The sequence below is a fragment of the Butyrivibrio sp. MC2013 genome (assembly GCF_000424585.1).
Classification (GTDB): Bacteria; Bacillota; Clostridia; order Lachnospirales; family Lachnospiraceae; genus Butyrivibrio.
Genome location: NZ_AUKE01000019.1, coordinates 1 through 17,553, shown reverse-complemented (window position 1 = coordinate 17,553; position 17,553 = coordinate 1). Strand labels below are relative to the sequence as shown.

The 17,553-nt window shown below is 44.2% G+C and carries 14 protein-coding genes; all 14 read right to left on the bottom strand.

Annotated elements, in window-relative coordinates; translation table 11 throughout:
* Window positions 1-18: 18 nt before the first annotated feature.
* Entirely contained in the window at window positions 19-1,284 is a 1,266-nt protein-coding gene (leuC, locus tag G636_RS0110660) for a 3-isopropylmalate dehydratase large subunit (RefSeq protein WP_026508051.1), read from the bottom strand.
* Between the two features lie 31 nt (window positions 1,285-1,315).
* Complete coding sequence (locus G636_RS0110655; RefSeq protein ID WP_026508050.1) at window positions 1,316-3,799, bottom strand: YfhO family protein; 2,484 nt, start codon at window positions 3,797-3,799, stop codon at window positions 1,316-1,318.
* Between the two features lie 98 nt (window positions 3,800-3,897).
* On the bottom strand, window positions 3,898-4,917 hold the full coding sequence (ilvC, locus tag G636_RS0110650) for a ketol-acid reductoisomerase (RefSeq protein ID WP_026508049.1): 1,020 nt from the start codon (window positions 4,915-4,917) through the stop codon (window positions 3,898-3,900).
* 129 nt (window positions 4,918-5,046) lie between these two features.
* Window positions 5,047-5,571, bottom strand: coding sequence for an acetolactate synthase small subunit (gene ilvN / locus G636_RS0110645; protein WP_242826957.1), 525 nt, complete (start codon window positions 5,569-5,571; stop codon window positions 5,047-5,049).
* A 509-nt stretch (window positions 5,572-6,080) separates the two neighbouring features.
* Window positions 6,081-6,569 carry an acetolactate synthase small subunit gene (gene ilvN, locus G636_RS0110635; protein WP_026508047.1) on the bottom strand — a complete coding sequence of 163 codons (489 nt, stop codon included), beginning with the start codon at window positions 6,567-6,569 and terminating at the stop codon, window positions 6,081-6,083.
* An 11-nt stretch (window positions 6,570-6,580) separates the two neighbouring features.
* Window positions 6,581-8,209 (bottom strand): biosynthetic-type acetolactate synthase large subunit, encoded by a 1,629-nt coding sequence (gene ilvB, locus G636_RS0110630; RefSeq protein ID WP_026508046.1) that lies wholly within the window; start codon window positions 8,207-8,209, stop codon window positions 6,581-6,583.
* Window positions 8,210-8,256: 47 nt separating this feature from the next.
* A complete protein-coding gene (locus tag G636_RS0110625; protein WP_026508045.1) occupies window positions 8,257-10,800 on the bottom strand; it encodes a homocysteine S-methyltransferase family protein in 2,544 nt (847 codons plus the stop codon).
* 152 nt (window positions 10,801-10,952) lie between these two features.
* The gene (locus G636_RS18200; RefSeq protein ID WP_035779519.1) at window positions 10,953-11,390 is read right to left on the bottom strand and encodes a FoF1 ATP synthase subunit delta/epsilon; all 438 of its coding nucleotides are present in this window, start codon (window positions 11,388-11,390) and stop codon (window positions 10,953-10,955) included.
* Between the two features lie 82 nt (window positions 11,391-11,472).
* On the bottom strand, window positions 11,473-12,861 hold the full coding sequence (atpD, locus tag G636_RS0110615; protein WP_026508044.1) for a F0F1 ATP synthase subunit beta: 1,389 nt from the start codon (window positions 12,859-12,861) through the stop codon (window positions 11,473-11,475).
* Entirely contained in the window at window positions 12,848-13,786 is a 939-nt protein-coding gene (gene atpG, locus G636_RS0110610; RefSeq protein WP_026508043.1) for an ATP synthase F1 subunit gamma, read from the bottom strand. Before atpG ends, atpD begins: the two co-directional genes overlap by 14 nt.
* A complete protein-coding gene (atpA, locus tag G636_RS0110605; RefSeq protein WP_026508042.1) occupies window positions 13,786-15,564 on the bottom strand; it encodes a F0F1 ATP synthase subunit alpha in 1,779 nt (592 codons plus the stop codon). The genes atpG and atpA overlap by 1 nt, the downstream gene beginning before the upstream one ends.
* Window positions 15,565-15,586: 22 nt before the next feature.
* On the bottom strand, window positions 15,587-16,093 hold the full coding sequence (locus G636_RS0110600) for an ATP synthase F0 subunit B (RefSeq protein WP_026508041.1): 507 nt from the start codon (window positions 16,091-16,093) through the stop codon (window positions 15,587-15,589).
* Window positions 16,094-16,116: 23 nt separating this feature from the next.
* Window positions 16,117-16,332 carry an ATP synthase F0 subunit C gene (atpE, locus tag G636_RS0110595; RefSeq protein WP_026508040.1) on the bottom strand — a complete coding sequence of 72 codons (216 nt, stop codon included), beginning with the start codon at window positions 16,330-16,332 and terminating at the stop codon, window positions 16,117-16,119.
* A 184-nt stretch (window positions 16,333-16,516) separates the two neighbouring features.
* Window positions 16,517-17,212: a F0F1 ATP synthase subunit A gene (locus G636_RS0110590; RefSeq protein WP_026508039.1), complete on the bottom strand. Its 696-nt coding sequence runs from the start codon at window positions 17,210-17,212 to the stop codon at window positions 16,517-16,519.
* Between the last annotated feature and the right edge of the window lie 341 nt (window positions 17,213-17,553).

Genomic DNA, 17,553 nt, shown 5'->3' with positions numbered 1-17,553 from the left:
TCCTCCAATATTCTCAGATCATATATCCAGGGGGCTGCTGATCTTACCTGTAAGAGCACTTGCAGCTGCTACTTCAGGTGAAGCCAGATAGATCTCTGAATCAATGGCACCCATACGACCTACGAAATTCCTGTTAGTAGTGGATACGCACTTCTCTCCGCTGGCCAATACACCCATATAGCCGCCCAGGCAGGGTCCGCAGGTAGGTGTGGATACTACGCAGCCTGCATTTATAAATGTTGCGATCATGCCTTCATTTAAAGCCTGCATATAGATAGCCTGAGTAGCAGGGATCACGATACATCTGATACCCTCAGCAATATGCCTGCCCTTAAGGATCTCTGCAGCTGCTCTAAGGTCGGAGATCCTGCCATTAGTACAGGAACCGATCACAACCTGATCTATAGCAATATCACCTATCTCATCAAAGGTCCTGGCATTCTCAGGCAGATGAGGGAATGCAACTGTAGATTTCAGACTTGAAAGATCAATATCATAGGTCTGTACATATTCTGCATCTTCATCAGCTTCAAATACAGTATATTCCTTGCCCGGAGCATGCTCCTTAAGATATTCCACAGTAAGCTCATCCACAGGGAATATGCCGTTCTTGCCGCCTGCTTCAATAGCCATGTTGGCAATGGTAAATCTGTCATCCATGGAGAGATTTGCAACGCCTTCTCCGGTGAATTCCATAGACTGGTAGAGTGCTCCGTCAACTCCTATCATACCGATGATATGAAGGATCAGATCCTTACCGGATACGTATTTGGGAAGCTTGCCTGATAGATTAAATCTGATGGCAGAAGGAACCTTGAACCATGCCTTGCCTGTTGCCATGCCTGCAGCCATATCTGTAGAGCCCACGCCTGTTGAGAAAGCGCCAAGGGCACCATAGGTACAGGTATGGGAGTCAGCACCGATTATCAGATCTCCGGGTACTGTCAGACCTTTTTCAGGAAGGAGTGCATGCTCGATTCCCATCTCACCTACTTCAAAATAGTTGGTGATCTTGTTTCTTCTCGCAAATTCCCTGACGCACTTGCAGTTCTCAGCAGACTTGATATCCTTGTTGGGAACAAAGTGATCGGGTACCAGTGCGATCTTGTCTTTATCAAATACTCCGTCAGCCCCCAGCTTGTCCATCTGAGCAATGGCAACAGGAGAAGTAATATCATTACCCAGAACCAGGTCCAGTTCAGCTTCAATGAGCTGTCCGGGACTTACAAAGTCAAGACCTGCATGTTTTGCCAGAATCTTCTGGCTCATAGTCATTTTGCTCATATAATAGTCCTCTTTATTCTTATAAAATAATTTATTCATCATTGTAACTGCTACTGTCAAAATCAAGGTCCCTGGATTTAAATAATAGTGAGCTTGTGATCAGCAGCACCAGTCCAATTATGGACAATATGATCCCCTTTTGAAGATAAGGAGGAAAATATCGTAAACTAACCACATGCACTCCCAGGGGCACTCTGACAGCCATCAGTCCAAAGTCCGCCTTGATGATCTCAGTCTCTGCCCCGTCAACTTCTGCTCTAAAGCCCTTGGCATAAGGAACAGAGAAGAATACAAGTCTGTCCTCGCTGTTATTTGCAGATACTGCTTCAAATCCGCTTTTCAAGGTCTTGAACTCAGTACATGCACTTTCTCTTCTAAGAGCGCACTGCATCCTGAAGATATCCATATCATCCCTTGCTGCGGACAGATCAGAAGCTGTCAGCTTTGTCATAGAAGGAAATGCCTTCTCTACGTCTGATATCTTGTCATCAGGCAGGATCAATACTTTCACCAGCTGATAATCCACAGAAGCAGGCTCAAGCTTCTTCCATTCCGACTCACTTATGTAATAGTCAAAACTAAAGCCCATAGGTATGAAATTAAGATTCTCAAATACCGTAAAGCCATTATCAGCACCTATGGACCCAGTGAGGTTATAATCAGCTGTTCCGTCACCCGATTCAAATTCCCTGTTGTCATTGATCCTGGTATTCTCCAGATAGTATCTGGCTGATAATATAGCTCTCAGCCCTTTTCTGCTAAGGGGTGAATCTGATTCAACCTTGCGGGTAATACCACAGGTATCATTATAAAAATCAAATATCCCTCCTGATACAGTAGACAAAAAGCAGTGTATTGTAGGTATCCCCCAGCTCATCTCATAGTTGGTGGCTGTATGGTCCGTCTCTATCCTGTAGAATTCTTCGCCGAAAGAAGCAGGCGCCGTCTCCAGCATCTGCATCTGCCACATCTCTCTGCCATAATCACTGATAAGGTATGATCCGTTTATCAGGGTGATCATGCTACCAAAAGTTGCTGCCGTTATAGCTGCCCCCATAAGTAGACTGAGCCTGGTCATAAGTTTTTGTGACAGGAAGAGTATCAAGATCAGAGCTGCATAAAAGACTGCGGTACCCAGGACATCCAACCAGAATATCTCTTTATTGAGCGCCATCTCCATAAATACAAACTCTCCCTCATCATTTCTCACGGGGAGCAGCGCTATTATCACAAATAGCAAAAAGAGCATCGTGGAGCAAAGGCTTCCTCTTCTTACAGGGCCGGGATCAGTATTTTCAATACACATGGCTGTTGCAAGAGCCATGAGCATGACCGGCATATAATACCATCTTGCATAATACTGGGCATTAAAAAGTGAGAATGCTGAATTCAGCCCGGGAATAAAGGCTATTATAAGACATGCCAGCAGCATCTTTTTAAGCCAGGGAGCCACCTTTTTACCGGGGACAAAAAGAGCAAACACTCCTGTAAGGCCAAACATAGGTAGATACGAGGCGAGGGAGGCATTCTTAACAGCATCTGTATAAAATAAGGTTCCTCTGCCTATGATATCAGGCAGCATCACCAGACTCTTGATGATATCCCAGTATAGATAGCCACTGGAATAAGCAATGGCATCATAGCCGGATATATAATCAGTAAGCCTGCTATTTCCTACAAGCCCCATAACGGCAGGAAGCAGAAATGCCGCTGCTATCATCAGACCGCAAATAAATGCCAGAAGCGTAGTCCAGACTCTCTTTATAAAGCACCAGATATCCTTCTCAAAGGCATATCTGATCCAGAAATACAGAGCAAGGAATAAGGCCATGCCAAAGAAGAAATAGTAGTTGATGATACTGCAAAAGGTTATGGTAAATGCAAAGGCGGTAAAATTACCGGAAAGCTTGCCCCTATGCTCACATCCTGCCATAAGCTTCTCAAAATTCATGAGAACTATGGGAAAGAATGCCACAGCATCTGTAAAGTGATTAAATACTATATTACAGGTATTAAAACCGCTGAAAGCAAAGATCAGTGCCCCTGTCGCGGCTCCTCTGAAGGTCTTTGTATATCTGCGAATATACAGATATGAATTAGCCGAAGCTATACCAAACTTAAGAGCCATGAGGAAAGGCATCAGATAAGGGATCAGCTTTTCGGAAAAAGGAATGGTAAGCCAGAAAAACGGACTGCCCAAAAGATAAAAGGACATATCCTCCAAAAGATCCCCGCCCAGATCCAGATTCCAGTTCCAAAAGAAGTTACCGCTTCTGATAGCTCTATGGGCCAAAATATAGAAGGGTACCTGCTGGACATTATAATCACCGTAGTAAAAAAACAGGCCCTTATGTCTAAAGAGTATAGGACAAACAGCTACCAGATATATAAGAAATCCAATAGCAAAAAGCGACATATAACCCTTCAGATTACCCTGTTTCCTTGATCTGTAGTTAATTTTTTCATCACTACTGAGTCGAAAAGGCTCCTTAAGTTCCAAATTAAGCTCTGCCACTGTTCTCTCCTGCAACTTTATTTAAAAGAGGTGTCACCTTTGATGGTGCCACCTCTTACTTTACCGTAATTGCAGCAATGGTGCAAACAGGTCAGGATTTAGTTGTTGATGAACTTGTCGTTCTCATTGTTCCAGCTATAAAGCTTTCTGATCTCAGCGCCAACTGTCTCTGAAGGATGAGCTGCAGCCTTCTTCTTCATAGCCTGGAAGTGGATCTGGCCATTCTTCATATCCTGGATGAACTCAGAAGCAAATGTACCGTCCTGGATATCTGCCAGAACCTTCTTCATAGCCTTCTTGGATTCCTCAGTGATGATCTTGGGACCTGTTACATAGTCACCATACTCAGCTGTATTGGAGATGGAGTAACGCATACCTGCGAAACCTGACTGATAGATCAGATCTACGATGAGCTTCATCTCGTGGATACACTCAAAGTATGCATTTCTGGGATCATAACCAGCTTCGCAAAGAGTCTCAAAACCAGCCTGCATCAGTGCGCAAACACCACCGCAAAGAACTGCCTGCTCACCAAAGAGGTCAGTCTCTGTCTCTGTCTTGAAAGTAGTCTCAAGGATACCTGCTCTTGCGCCGCCGATACCAGCACCATAAGCCAGAGCCAGGTCAAGAGCCTTACCTGTAGCATCCTGCTCTACAGCAACCAGGCAGGGTGTTCCCTTGCCAGCCTGATACTCGGATCTTACTGTGTGGCCAGGAGCCTTGGGAGCGATCATAGTTACGTCTACATCCTTCGGAGGCTGGATGAGCTTGTAGTTGATATTGAAACCATGAGCGAACATCAGCATATTGCCTGCTTCAAGGTTGGGAGCCACATCAGCATAATACATATCAGCCTGCTTCTCATCGTTGATGAGGATCATGATGATATCAGCCCACTTAGCAGCATCAGCTGTATTCATAACTGTCAGACCCTGAGACTCAGCCTTAGCCTTGGATCTGGAGCCTTCGTAGAGACCTACTCTTACGTCGCAGCCGGATTCCTTCAGGTTAAGTGCATGTGCATGTCCCTGAGAACCATAACCGATAATAGCAATCTTCTTGCCCTCAAGAAGTGAAAGATTGCAGTCTTCCTGGTAAAAAATTCTTGCGTCTGTCATTTTAAATATCCTCCATTTTAAATTATTGACTTATCAGCTACTCCCGAAACCGGGTATCGCTTGGTATTACTATATATTCATAAGAAAACTGCTCTTTGGCAATTTTCAAAAATGAACTCTTATAAATGCTCAGTCGTCTATATAGACAACATTCTCTACGCCTCTTCCAAGGCCTGCAAGACCTGTTCTGGCCAGCTCTAATATCTCATAACCATCCAAAAGTCTCAGGAAGGCGTCTATCTTATCCTGACTTCCTGTGATCTCTATGATGAGATTCTCACAGCCTACATCTACGATATTGCCTCTGAATACATTGGCAATAGCTATGATCTGCTGTCTCTGGGATGCATCAGTCCTGACCTTGACCAGTGCCAGCTCTCTGTATACTGACTCCTGAGGCTTAAGTTCGTGGATATCTCGTACATCTACCAGCTTACCTACCTGCTTCTCAATCTGATCAAGTACCACTTCATTACCGGAAGCCACAATGGTGATCCTGGTGAACCTGGGATCTGATGTTACTCCGGCGGTAATACTCTCAATGTTATATCCACGCCTTGAAAAAAGGCCTGATATACGGCTCAGAGTACCTGCAGTATTATCAACTATCAGCTGGAAGACTTTCTTATATGTCATTTCTTCAGAAGCAGACATGATTCTTTACTCCTTTAACGTCTTAAAGTAATCCAAAGACTTATTTTTGTTTCTTAGGTCATCAACAAATTTAGGTCAATTATACTAGGGCATTTTTAAGCTGTCAACAAGACGAATTTACTCTATTTTCGTAGCGAAATTAATCTCTCTTTGCATTTTTAAATGGTATCCCCGTTAGGATAATCTGCTGCATTTTGTCACGCTTTAAAGTACAAAAGCCGCTTTGAAAATACTAACTTTAGCTTGATTTTAACTTTCCTTTTACAGTACATATATGTTCTGTATTTCGTATTTTGATATTCCGGCATATCTTCATCATTTAAATCCGGCATAACGCCTTCCTGTTAAAGACTTTCAAAATAAAATACATTCTTGGATAAAATCCATGAATATATTTGTGCTTATATAGATCAAAAAAGAGTTTGTAATAAAGCTCTCAGCCTTTGCTGAACAAGCTTCATCACAAACCCTTCTTTTTTTCACTTATATAGTGCGGGATACCACAGTCTTTATTTCTCATTCTCACAGCACTTGGTAAGGGCCAGTGTTCCAGTCCTTGCTACTTCTGCTATGGATACGCCCCTTAGCATGGATAATAAGAGCTGGGCTCTTTCAGGTACATCACAGATCTGTATCATCATATAATTCTTGCTCATATCTACTATCTGAGCATTCATGATCTGACAGTTCTCCATGATATCACGCCTGTTGGCCTTGGTATATTTGACCTTGATGAGCATCAGCTCCCTTGCCACAGCCATGGATTCGTCAAAGGTCTTGACCTTAATGATATCCAGCTTCTTATTCAGCTGTTTCTCAACCTGCTCGAGTATTGCGCTGTCACCACTGGAAACAATGGTCATCCTGGAGACCGAAGTATCCTCAGTCTCTCCCACAGTAAGTGAATCTATATTAAAGCTTCGTCTGGAGAATAAGCCTGCCACCTTGGACAGTACACCTGTTCTGTTCTCCACCAGAACCGAATATATCTTTTTCATATTATCCCCCTTTATGCCTTGGCCAGATCATAAGGATCAGTCAGGACTTCAAGGAGCACCGCCTTGTCATCCTTTAGAAAACTATCACTTACCTTTGCCATATCCATAGTGCCATCCAGCTTCATATAATCCATATCATAAGCTTTGGCTATCATCTCAAGATCAGGCTTACCGGCTATATCTACCATAGTATACCTGTCCTTGCAGGCATAATGCTGGTATTCCCTTACCATACCCAGGTAATTATTTCTGAATACCACGATCTTAAGAGGGATATCATTCTGATTCATGGTAGCCAGCTCCATCATGGACATCTGGAAACCGCCATCTCCGCAGGAAGCGATCACCTGGCGATCAGGACAAGCCATCTTGGCACCCAGCGCAGCAGGAATGGCATAGCCCATGGTACCCATGCCGCCGCTGGTCAGGAATCTCTGATTATTCTTGATACGGAAGAAGGAGGTAGCCCATATCTGGTTCTGACCTACATCTGCCACAAATACACCGTCATCATCCATATTAGCGGACAGATATGAGAGGAATTCCTTGGGATCAGCGTAATCCTCACCTATCTCCGGTCTGTTATCCGGATGTTCATTTCTATAATCTGTCAGCATTTTAAGCCATTCTTCATGGGTATCAGCCTTGATCTCCTGCTCATTGAGACGCTTGAAGATATGCTTGAGATCACCTACAAGAGGAATGGTAGGACCTACATTTTTGCCTATTTCTGCAGGATCTACATCAATATGTACCAGTACAGTATCCTTGGTGATCAGCTCAGGCCTGTTCACTGCCCTGTCTGCCACCCTTGCACCCACCATCAGTACAAGATCTGAATCCTTAAGTGCTTTATTAGCATAAGCTCTTCCGTTATTACCCACCATACCAAAATAGAGAGGATTATCATTAGTGATAGTACCAAGGCCCATCATGGTAGATACTACCGGTATGTGATTATTATTTACAAATTCACGTATCTCTTTTCTGGCATCAGAAAGGTGTACGCCGCCTCCCACGCACATAACAGGACGTGAGGACTTCTCTACAACCTTGATCAGCTTCTTGATCTGAGCCATATTGCCTTCTACTGTAGGCTTGTAGGTACGCATATTCACTTCTTCGGGATACTGGAACCTGCCTATGGCAGCCTGCTGGATATCAATGGGAATATCTATGAGCACAGGGCCTTTTCTGCCGGAATTGGCTATATAAAAGGCTTCCTTAAACACTCTGGGTATATCATTGACATCCCTTATGAGATAGCTGTATTTGACAAAAGACTCCACAGCACCTGTAATATCTGCTTCCTGGAAAACATCAGAGCCTATCATGGAGCTATTTACCTGGCCTGTAATGGCTACCAGAGGTATGCTGTCTGCAAATGCTGTAGCGATACCCGTTATCAGATTGGTGGCACCGGGGCCGGACGTCACAACGCAAACTCCCACCTTGCCGCTGATCCTGGCATATCCCGATGCGCAGTGAGCAGCATTCTGCTCAGTCCTTATGAGCACCGGCTTGATATCCGTATTGTATAAACTATTAAAAAAAGGTGCTATGGCTACTCCCGGGTAGCCGTAGAGTATCTCTACTCCTTCTTTTTCAAGACATTTTGCTATGGCATCTGCACCTGTCATATTATTCCTCCGTTCCCCTTATCTTATCTAAGGCTATCCTGTTATCATCAGGACGCATTTCCCAGCATATTATCAATCAGTCTAACACAATCAGCTGCATCAGCTGAATAGCCGTCTGCGCCGATCTCATCAGCATATTCCTGAGTCACACAGGCTCCACCTATGACTATCCTGGCTTTGCAATTTCTCTCATTAGCCAGTTTTATAACATTTTTCATTTCAGTCATGGTGGTGGTCATAAGAGCGCTAAGGCCTATAACGTCGGCATCAACTTCAAGAGCCTTGTCAATGATAGCCTCTGTCTCCACATCCTTACCCATGTCATATACTTCATAACCGCAGTTCTTCAGCATCAGTACCACCAGGTTCTTGCCTATATCATGAACATCCCCATGTACTGTAGCAAAGACTATTGTACCCTTGGAAGGGCCGCCTGCACCTTCTGCCTTTAATAGGGGTTCCAAAACAGCTATAGAGAGCTTCATAGCTTCTGCGCTTCCAATGAGCTGGGGAAGGAAATACTCGCCCTTATCAAACTTTTTGCCCACCTCATTTATGCCTGCCATGAGGATATCGTTCAGGATCTCTTCGGGCTTTAAGCCTGCATCCAGAGCTATCCTGGTATTTGCTTCGATTTTTCTCTTATTGCCGCTCATCAGGTCCTTTTTGAGCTGAGCTGCTGCATCTTCCTTGGGATCAAGGGGCCTTGAGACATCAGTCCCATCCCCAGACCTGACCAGAGTCCTCTTATCTTTGCCGGGCGCAGTCTGATCGCTTCCGGGCCTAATCATACCGAATTTGTATGGCTTGCCGTCTTCTCCGATATACCTCTGCATCCTTTCTATGTATCTGATATCAGCTCCGTCTCTCATCTTGAGAAGGTCTGAAGCAAATGCTGCATTGACCAGCATCTCCTGTCCGGGATTGGCTATTGCCATGGTCAGTCCTCTGTCGATGGCCATGGTCAGAAATGCTGTATTTACAAAGCTTCTGAGAGGCAGACCAAAGGATATATTGGAAAGACCGCATATGGTAGCAAAGCCGTTTTCACTGCACCAGCTGATAGTATCCAGCATCTTGATGGCAGCTTCGGGATCAGCACCTACAGTAGCTACAAGGCCGTCCACTACTATATCATTTATCTTAAGGCCGTATTCATAGGCCTTATCAGCCAGTTCCCTTATATTATCGATCTTTTCTTCCACGGTTTGAGGGATGCCGTTTACGCCTACAGGCAGAAGCACAAACATAGCACCGTATTTCTTTGCAAGAGGAAGGAGCTTTTCAGCCTTTCCCTCTTCCAAAGATATGGAATTGATCAGAGCTCTGCCGGGATAGATCCTGAGAGCAGCTTCTATGACCTCCGGATTGGATGAATCTATACATAATGGAAGATCTGAGATCTGGGTAAGCTCATCTATGGCTTTAAGCATGATCTCCTTCTCATCAATACCGCTGCAGCCCACATTTACGTCCAGGATAGCAGCGCCGTCTTCCTCCTGCCTGGCTGCAAAATCACATACCAGGTCCATACTCCCCTCTCTTAGCTCAGCCTGCAAGGCTTTCTTACCTGTGGGATTGATCCTCTCACCCACTATCATAAAGGGATCGCCATCCTTGAATTTTAGGATACTTCTTGAAGAAGTAAGGACTCTGCAGGCAGGATCTATTCTGCAAGTTTCATCATCATTTGAGACTACTATAGCTTTGGTGTCAAGGTCTCTATACTTATCAGACAGAGCCTTGATATACGCAGTCGCTGATCCGCAGCAGCCGCCAAGAACAGAGGCTCCTGCTCTGATAATATCTTCAAATTCCGAGCAAAACTCCTCAGGAGTCATCTTGTATACTGTCTGTCCATCCACTATCTGAGGCATTCCCGCATTGGGCTTGGCTATAATGGGTATAGAACAGGAGGATGCCATTTCTCTGATCACAGATACCATCTGAGAAGGTCCTGATGAGCAATTGGCTCCCACAGCAGCAGCTCCCATGGCTTCCATTACAGCAGCTGCACATCCGGCCTCTGTACCATAGAGTGTCCTTCCGTCTGTTTCAAATGTCAAAGTCACTATCACAGGCAGCTCAGACACTTCACCTGCAGCTATAAGGGCAGCTCTGCATTCCTGCAGGCTCATCATAGTCTCTACTACCAGGAGATCTACTCCTGCATCGTCCAGAGCTCTTATCTGCTCCTTGTATACATCTATAAGTTCTTCAAAATCCAGATCGCCCACAGGCTTTAGCTGCCTGCCTGTCATAGTCAGGTCACCTGCCACAAGGCATTTATCTCCTACCGCCTCCCTGGTCAGCTCCACCAGAGACCTGTTCATCTCATAAAGCTTGTCCTCAAGCCCATATTCTGCCAGCTTGATCCTGGAACAGGTAAAAGTAGGCGCATATACTATATCGCTTCCTGCAGCAGCATAGCCTGCCTGAAGCTCTTTCATCACATCGGGATGCTCAAGTATCCACTTCTCAGGGCACACACCTGCAGGCATACCTGCCTTCATCAGATTGGTACCGGTGGCACCATCGAGGAATACCGGTCTTCCTGATGAGAGTAGTTCTTTTAAAGTCTTTACAGCCATATAACTCCTTACAAAATGCTTATTTCCTGACATAATACGTATTGTATTATAAATATGAGTAGGGATCACGCTTTCGTACCCTACTCATTTCTATTACTAAATAATATATCAGAACTAATTAAAAATATATAGTGCATATTTATTGATTTATTTTAATCAAGCCCGCCTATTCTCCTATTTCCGCTGGATGCCGCCTTCATCCGGTTAAGAGCCCTTGCCAGCGCAGCCTGGGACATCTTGTATTCTGCAATGGAATTCTTTTGCCTGATGCGCTCCTGGGCTATCTCAGCAGCCTCTTTGGCCCTGATATAGTCTATATCTTCAGGCTTCTCAACAGTATCTGCCACGATCATGCACCTGTTATTGGCAAACTGAAGGGAGCCTACTCCGCATATACCGGTGACCCACTCGCCTTCCCTGGTCTCTATCCTGATCTCACCCTCATAGATAGCCAGCCACATTTCCTCATGATGGGCACATATCTGCATGCTGCCATCTAAGCAGGGCACCACCACAGATCTTACCTTATCATTAAAAAACACTCCGTTTATGGACATGATATTCAGTTCAAATACATGTGTCTCCGCCATTGCTACTCCAATCAGAGCTTATATAGATATAGATAATACGGGAAATAATCAGTAACGATAAAAACAAATATAAGCAGCGATATCAAACAAGGCTCTTTGCCTTCTCTCTTACATCATCTATGGTTCCTACGTTAAAGAAAGCATTTTCGGGATAGTCGTCTGCATCGCCTCCGATTATCGCTTCAAAGCCCTTAAGAGATTCCTCAAGGCTCACATACTTGCCGGGGACCCCTGTAAACTGTTCTGCCACATGGAAAGGTTGGGACAAAAAGCGCTGTATCCTCCTGGCTCTGAGCACTGTCATCCTGTCGTCCTCTCCCAGCTCGTCCATACCAAGGATAGCAATGATATCCTGCAGTTCCTTATATTTCTGCAGCATTGAAGTCACCTTCCTTGCTACATCATAATGTCTCTTACCTATGATATCAGCTTCCAGGATCCTGCTGGAGGATTCCAGCGGATCAACAGCAGGATAGATACCCTGCTCCACGATCTTCCTGGATAATACCGTAGTTGCATCCAAATGAGCAAAGGTAGTAGCAGGGGCAGGATCAGTAAGATCATCAGCAGGTACATATACAGCCTGAACCGATGTTACAGAACCATTGGCAGTTGATGCGATCCTCTCTTCAAGCTCTCCCAGGTCAGTAGCCAGTGTGGGCTGATATCCTACAGCGGAAGGCATACGTCCCAGAAGCGACGATACCTCAGAACCTGCCTGGATAAATCTGAATATGTTATCTATAAAGAGCAGCACATCCTGACCTTCTACATCTCTAAAATATTCAGCCATGGTAAGCCCTGTCTCGGCCACTCTCATCCTGGCTCCCGGAGGCTCATTCATCTGACCGAATACAAGAGCAGTCTTGGATAATACTCCCGACTCTTTCATCTCACTCCAAAGATCATTACCCTCACGGCTTCGCTCTCCAACCCCTGTAAAGATTGAATAACCGCCATGCTCCGAAGCAACATTTTCAATAAGCTCCTGAATCAGTACAGTCTTACCTACGCCGGCGCCTCCAAAGAGTCCTATCTTGCCGCCCTTGGAATAAGGGCACAGAAGGTCTATGACCTTGATACCTGTTTCCAATATCTCTACTACAGGACTCTGGTTGCTAAGAGAAGGAGCCTTTCTGTGAATGCTCCAGTGTTCCTCATTTTCCAAGGATCCTTCTCTATCAATGGTATCACCAACTACATTAAACAGTCTGCCAAGCACAGCCTTGCCAACAGGGACAGATATAGGGCCTCCCATGGGATGAACAGGCATATCAGCAGCCAGCCCCTCTGAGGGCGAGAGCATTATACATCTCACACTGTTGTTTCCGATATGCTGAGCGACTTCCATTACAGCTTTTTTATCCAGATTCTCAACAAAGAGTGCATCTTTGATCCTTGGCAGCTCGCTATCTTCAAACTGTACATCCACAACAGGTCCCATGACCTGTACTATCTTACCATCTTTCACTGTTCTTCTCCTGACTGAGTTCTTTTGCCCTTCTAAGGGCTCTGGCTCCGGCTGCCACTTCAGTTATCTCCTGGGTGATCCTGGCCTGTCTTTGTCTGTTATATTCTATGCCAAGCTCTCTGATCATGTCTCTGGCATTCTTATTGGCAGTATCCATTGCCATCATTCTGCTGTTCTGGACACTGCAAAAGGCTTCAACAAGTGCTCCGTATATATATCCGGTCATAAGACTGGGAACAATATTATCAAGTACTGCTTCAGGACTGGGTATCATCTGAAACTCTTCCTGCTCAGCTGTAATTCCTGTGAGAAGCCTTGGATCAATGTTCATCTTGGGCATTTCCAAAGGAAGCAGCCTCTCGTACCTGCTCTCACATACAATAGAATTTTTCATGGCAGTATATATGATGGATATCTCATCCACTTCTCCTGCCAGATAGGGCTGTAATACCATGGAAGATATCCATCTGGCCCTGGACATGGTGGGATTTTGGACTGTATACTGAAAGGCTTCCTCCACCGGGATATTTTTCCTTCGAAAATATTGCCTTCCCACTTCTCCTATCACATAGAGCTTATAGTGGGTGCCACCTTTATCCATATGCTCCTGGGCCATTTTTAAAACGTTGGTATTATATGCACCGGTCAGTCCCTTGTCATCGGTGATGATGATGTAGGCCCTGACTTTATCCTCATCCTTTTTCTTATTGTTCTGACTCAGGAATATATCCTTTGAGCCTTCGGGAAGATGCCTCATGATACGATTGATAAATCTTTGTATCCCATAGAAATAAGGCTCGGTATCCTCCAGCATCTTCCTTGCTTTTCGAAGCTTGTTGGAGGATATCATATACATGGCGTTAGTGATCTTAAGAGTATCATTAACGCTTTTTATCCTTTCCTGTATCTCTCTGGTATTAGACATTAGCCTTCCTCAAATACATCACCTGCTCCATCCAGGAAATTATCGCAGGCTTTTAATATCTCTTCTCTTAACTCATCAGGCAGCATCTTGGCAGCTTCAAGCTCGTTTACTATATCTTTTTCCCGTGCTTCAAAATATGCCAGCATATCAGCAAGGAGTTGTCTTACCCTGGATACCTTGACATTATCAAATCTTCCCGCATTGGCAGCCACTAATGTCAGTACCTGATCATGCATGGACATGGGATGTGACAGTGGCTGTTTTAAGAGCTCCATCAATATTCTGCCATGCTTAAGGAGCTTTTTGGTTGCATCATCCAGATCCGATGAAAACTGAGTAAACACGGCCATCTCACGATATTGGGCAAGGTCTATCCTGATAGAACCTGAAGCCTTTTTCATAGCCTGAGTCTGGGCAGATGAGCCTACACGGGAAACTGATAAGCCAACATTTACAGCAGGCCTCTGGCCTTCGGCAAACAGATCCTGCTCCAGGAATATCTGACCATCAGTAATTGAGATGACATTTGTTGGTATATATGCAGACACGTCACCTGACTGCGTCTCTATAATGGGAAGGGCTGTCATGGAACCGCCTCCCTTCTCCATGGATAATCTGGCCGATCTCTCAAGGAGCCTTGAATGAAGATAGAATACATCTCCGGGATAGGCCTCTCGTCCGGGGCTTCTCTCTAATAGCAGGCTGATAGATCTGTAAGCCTGAGCATGCTTGGACAAATCATCATATACTATAAGGACATCATCACCCCTATTCATAAAATATTCGCCAATGGCTGTACCGGCATAAGGTGCTATATACAAAAGAGGCGCAGGATCTGAAGCGGTAGAAGCCACTACGATCGTATAGTCCAGTGCACCTTTCTCCCTGAAGGTATTGATCAGATGAGCAACAGTAGATGCTTTCTGTCCTATAGCTACATAGATACAGATCATATCCTTGCCCTTTTGATTAAGGATCGCATCTGTTGCTATAGAAGTCTTACCTGTCTGCCTGTCTCCTATGATCAGCTCTCTCTGGCCTCTTCCAATGGGAAACATGGTATCTATGGACAAAATACCTGTTTCCATGGGACGATTTACAGGGCTCCTGTCAATGATCTGTGGCGCAGATTCTTCTACAGGATAATAGTCTTCAGCCTTAATGGGGCCTTTGCCATCGATAGGCTCGCCAAGAGCATTGACCACTCTTCCTATAAGAGCATCACCCACAGGCACACCGGCTTCTTTATAGGTCCTGATGACCTTGGTAGACTGCATGATATTCTCATCAGAGTCGAAAAGTATAGCTCCGATATGATCTCTCTTGATATCCTGGACCATACCCTTACTACCATCTTCAAAGGTCAGTATCTCACCATAAAAGGCTTTCTTGATGCCTTTGATATGAGCTATACCATCTCCTACCCAAGATACATTGCCCACTTCCCTGCCTGACATATCCACGTCAAATTTGGACACCTGTTCCTTGATCATGGACACTATGCTGTCAGACTCGCTGATATCTGTTCTATGAGAAATATTGATCCCGGCCCTGAGCTGGGCAGCTCTTCCAAGATCACTCCAGTCAAACTCATAATTACCACACTGGATGATAAAGCCGCCGCCTATGGAATCATCCTTTTGGAGGATGATCTCTACATCAGAAAGCCCCAGCTGCTTTTTTAATACTTTTTCAATGCCCTCCAGCTGCGACTCACCGGGCGCAGTGCCTGCATATCTGACCAGCGCGCTTAATGTTTGTGTCTCATTATTAGCCATAATAATCTATCCTGTAATCGAATTATTTTCTCCTGGACTTCCTGGACTCCATGGACTCCTTGATAAATCTGTCATAGAGATCGGAATCTGTTTCCGGAGTATGAGCAGTGGCAGCAATCTTGGAAGCTGCATCTACGACTACATCCGAAAGATCAGATAATATCCTGTTCTTTTCTCTCTCTGCATCAACCTTGGCATGAGACTTCGCTGCATCAATGATATCTTCGGCTTCCTTATTGGCATGGCTGATGATCTCATTGTACTGTTCATATGCTTTTTCTTTAGCATCAGATATAATACTGTCTACCTGATCATTATGAGCCTTGAGCCTGGCTTCGTATTCATGCTTCATCATCTCAGCATTGCTCCTGGCCTCTGTAGCTTCATCCCTCTCCATATCAATGATGCGCATTCTCTCTTCGAGTATCCTGTCAACAGGCTTAAAGAGAAATCTCTTAAAGAGCAGTGCCAGGATAAGGAGGTTAATGATCGTATAGACAACATTCATATTCACATTCAGAAGATTCATTTATAAGTCCTCTTTTCCACTGATCAAAAGAATAGAATGAAAAGAGCTACGATCATTCCGTAAATAGCTGTTGCCTCTGCAAGTGCGCCGCCCAAAATAAGTACAGGCATGATCTTGCTGCTGGCTTCAGGCTGCCTTGCCACTGCATCCACAGCCTTAGCTGTTGCGATACCTATACCAATACCTCCTCCGATACCGGTAAATGCTGCGATTCCTGCTCCGATTGCTGTTAAATCCATAATTTCTCCTTTCGATACCGCTCCTTGCGGCAATTGTTTATAGATTCAATTATTTATTATTCCAGATGGTGTATTTGTTATATTCATGTATTAACGAAAAATAAAGTAAATGTATGTATTATTAGATGAGCCTTCAGAAACACGCATTTACTGCGTGTTTCGTGAGAACATATGATAATTTAAATCATTCGGTGCTTTCATTGATATATAGGCTGGTAAGAAATACAAATACATATGCCTGAAGCAGACCATCAAAAAGATCAAAATATATAGAAAAGATAGCGGGCACACCTAAAGGCACCAGCATCTTTAACAGCTCCATGATGATAGTAGCACCAAGGACATTACCAAATAAACGCATGCACAGCGATAATGGCCTTATCCCCAGCTCCAATACATTCATGGGAGCTATAATGGCTACAGGCTGAGCAAAGCTCTTAAACCAGCCTCCCAGCTTCTTCTTATGAATAGCTGAATACTCAACAATAATGATAGCAAGTACAGCCAGACCTATAGTCACATTAAGGTCCATAGTCGGAGGTAGGCCGCCAAAAAGGCCATACACATTACTGGCACCTATATATAAAAGAATAACTATAACTATGTCTGTATATCTCATTCCTCCGGGACCTATAATACCGCCAATAAGATTACGTAGGGATAGGACTATAAATTCAGTTACTGCCTGTCTCTTGGAAATATTAAATACTTTGAGATTGTGGGTTAGAAAAATAGAAATGACAAGAAGCACAGCCATAATGATCCAGCTGTTTACAACACTCTGATTGATATTAAAGAATCCATTGCCAAAGGGGATCTCAATAGCTGTCTTGTCCTCCCCCAGAAGCTCTGTAAATAAATCCTTGATAGCACCGGCCACGCCAGAAGCCTCAAGTAGTACTCTGCTATATATCATTAGTGTTACACCCCATTGACCCTTTATTTGTCTCTAATGAAATATTAGAGAATATAAATATGCCTCCCTATATTGTATAGCAGTTTTGGGAAAATGTAACTATAAAACTGAAATTATCAGATCAAGAACTTCAAAAATGCTCAATCTACAATGATCACATACATAAACAGAAAACTATTATAGAATCAGATCATGGATATAATTTTATGACGTAAGGGTCAAAAGTCATTTCGATTCGAGCTTGCTCGAAATCGAATATGAATTTATGACCCGCAAAACATGAGCAAAGTAGCACGTAGTGCGGA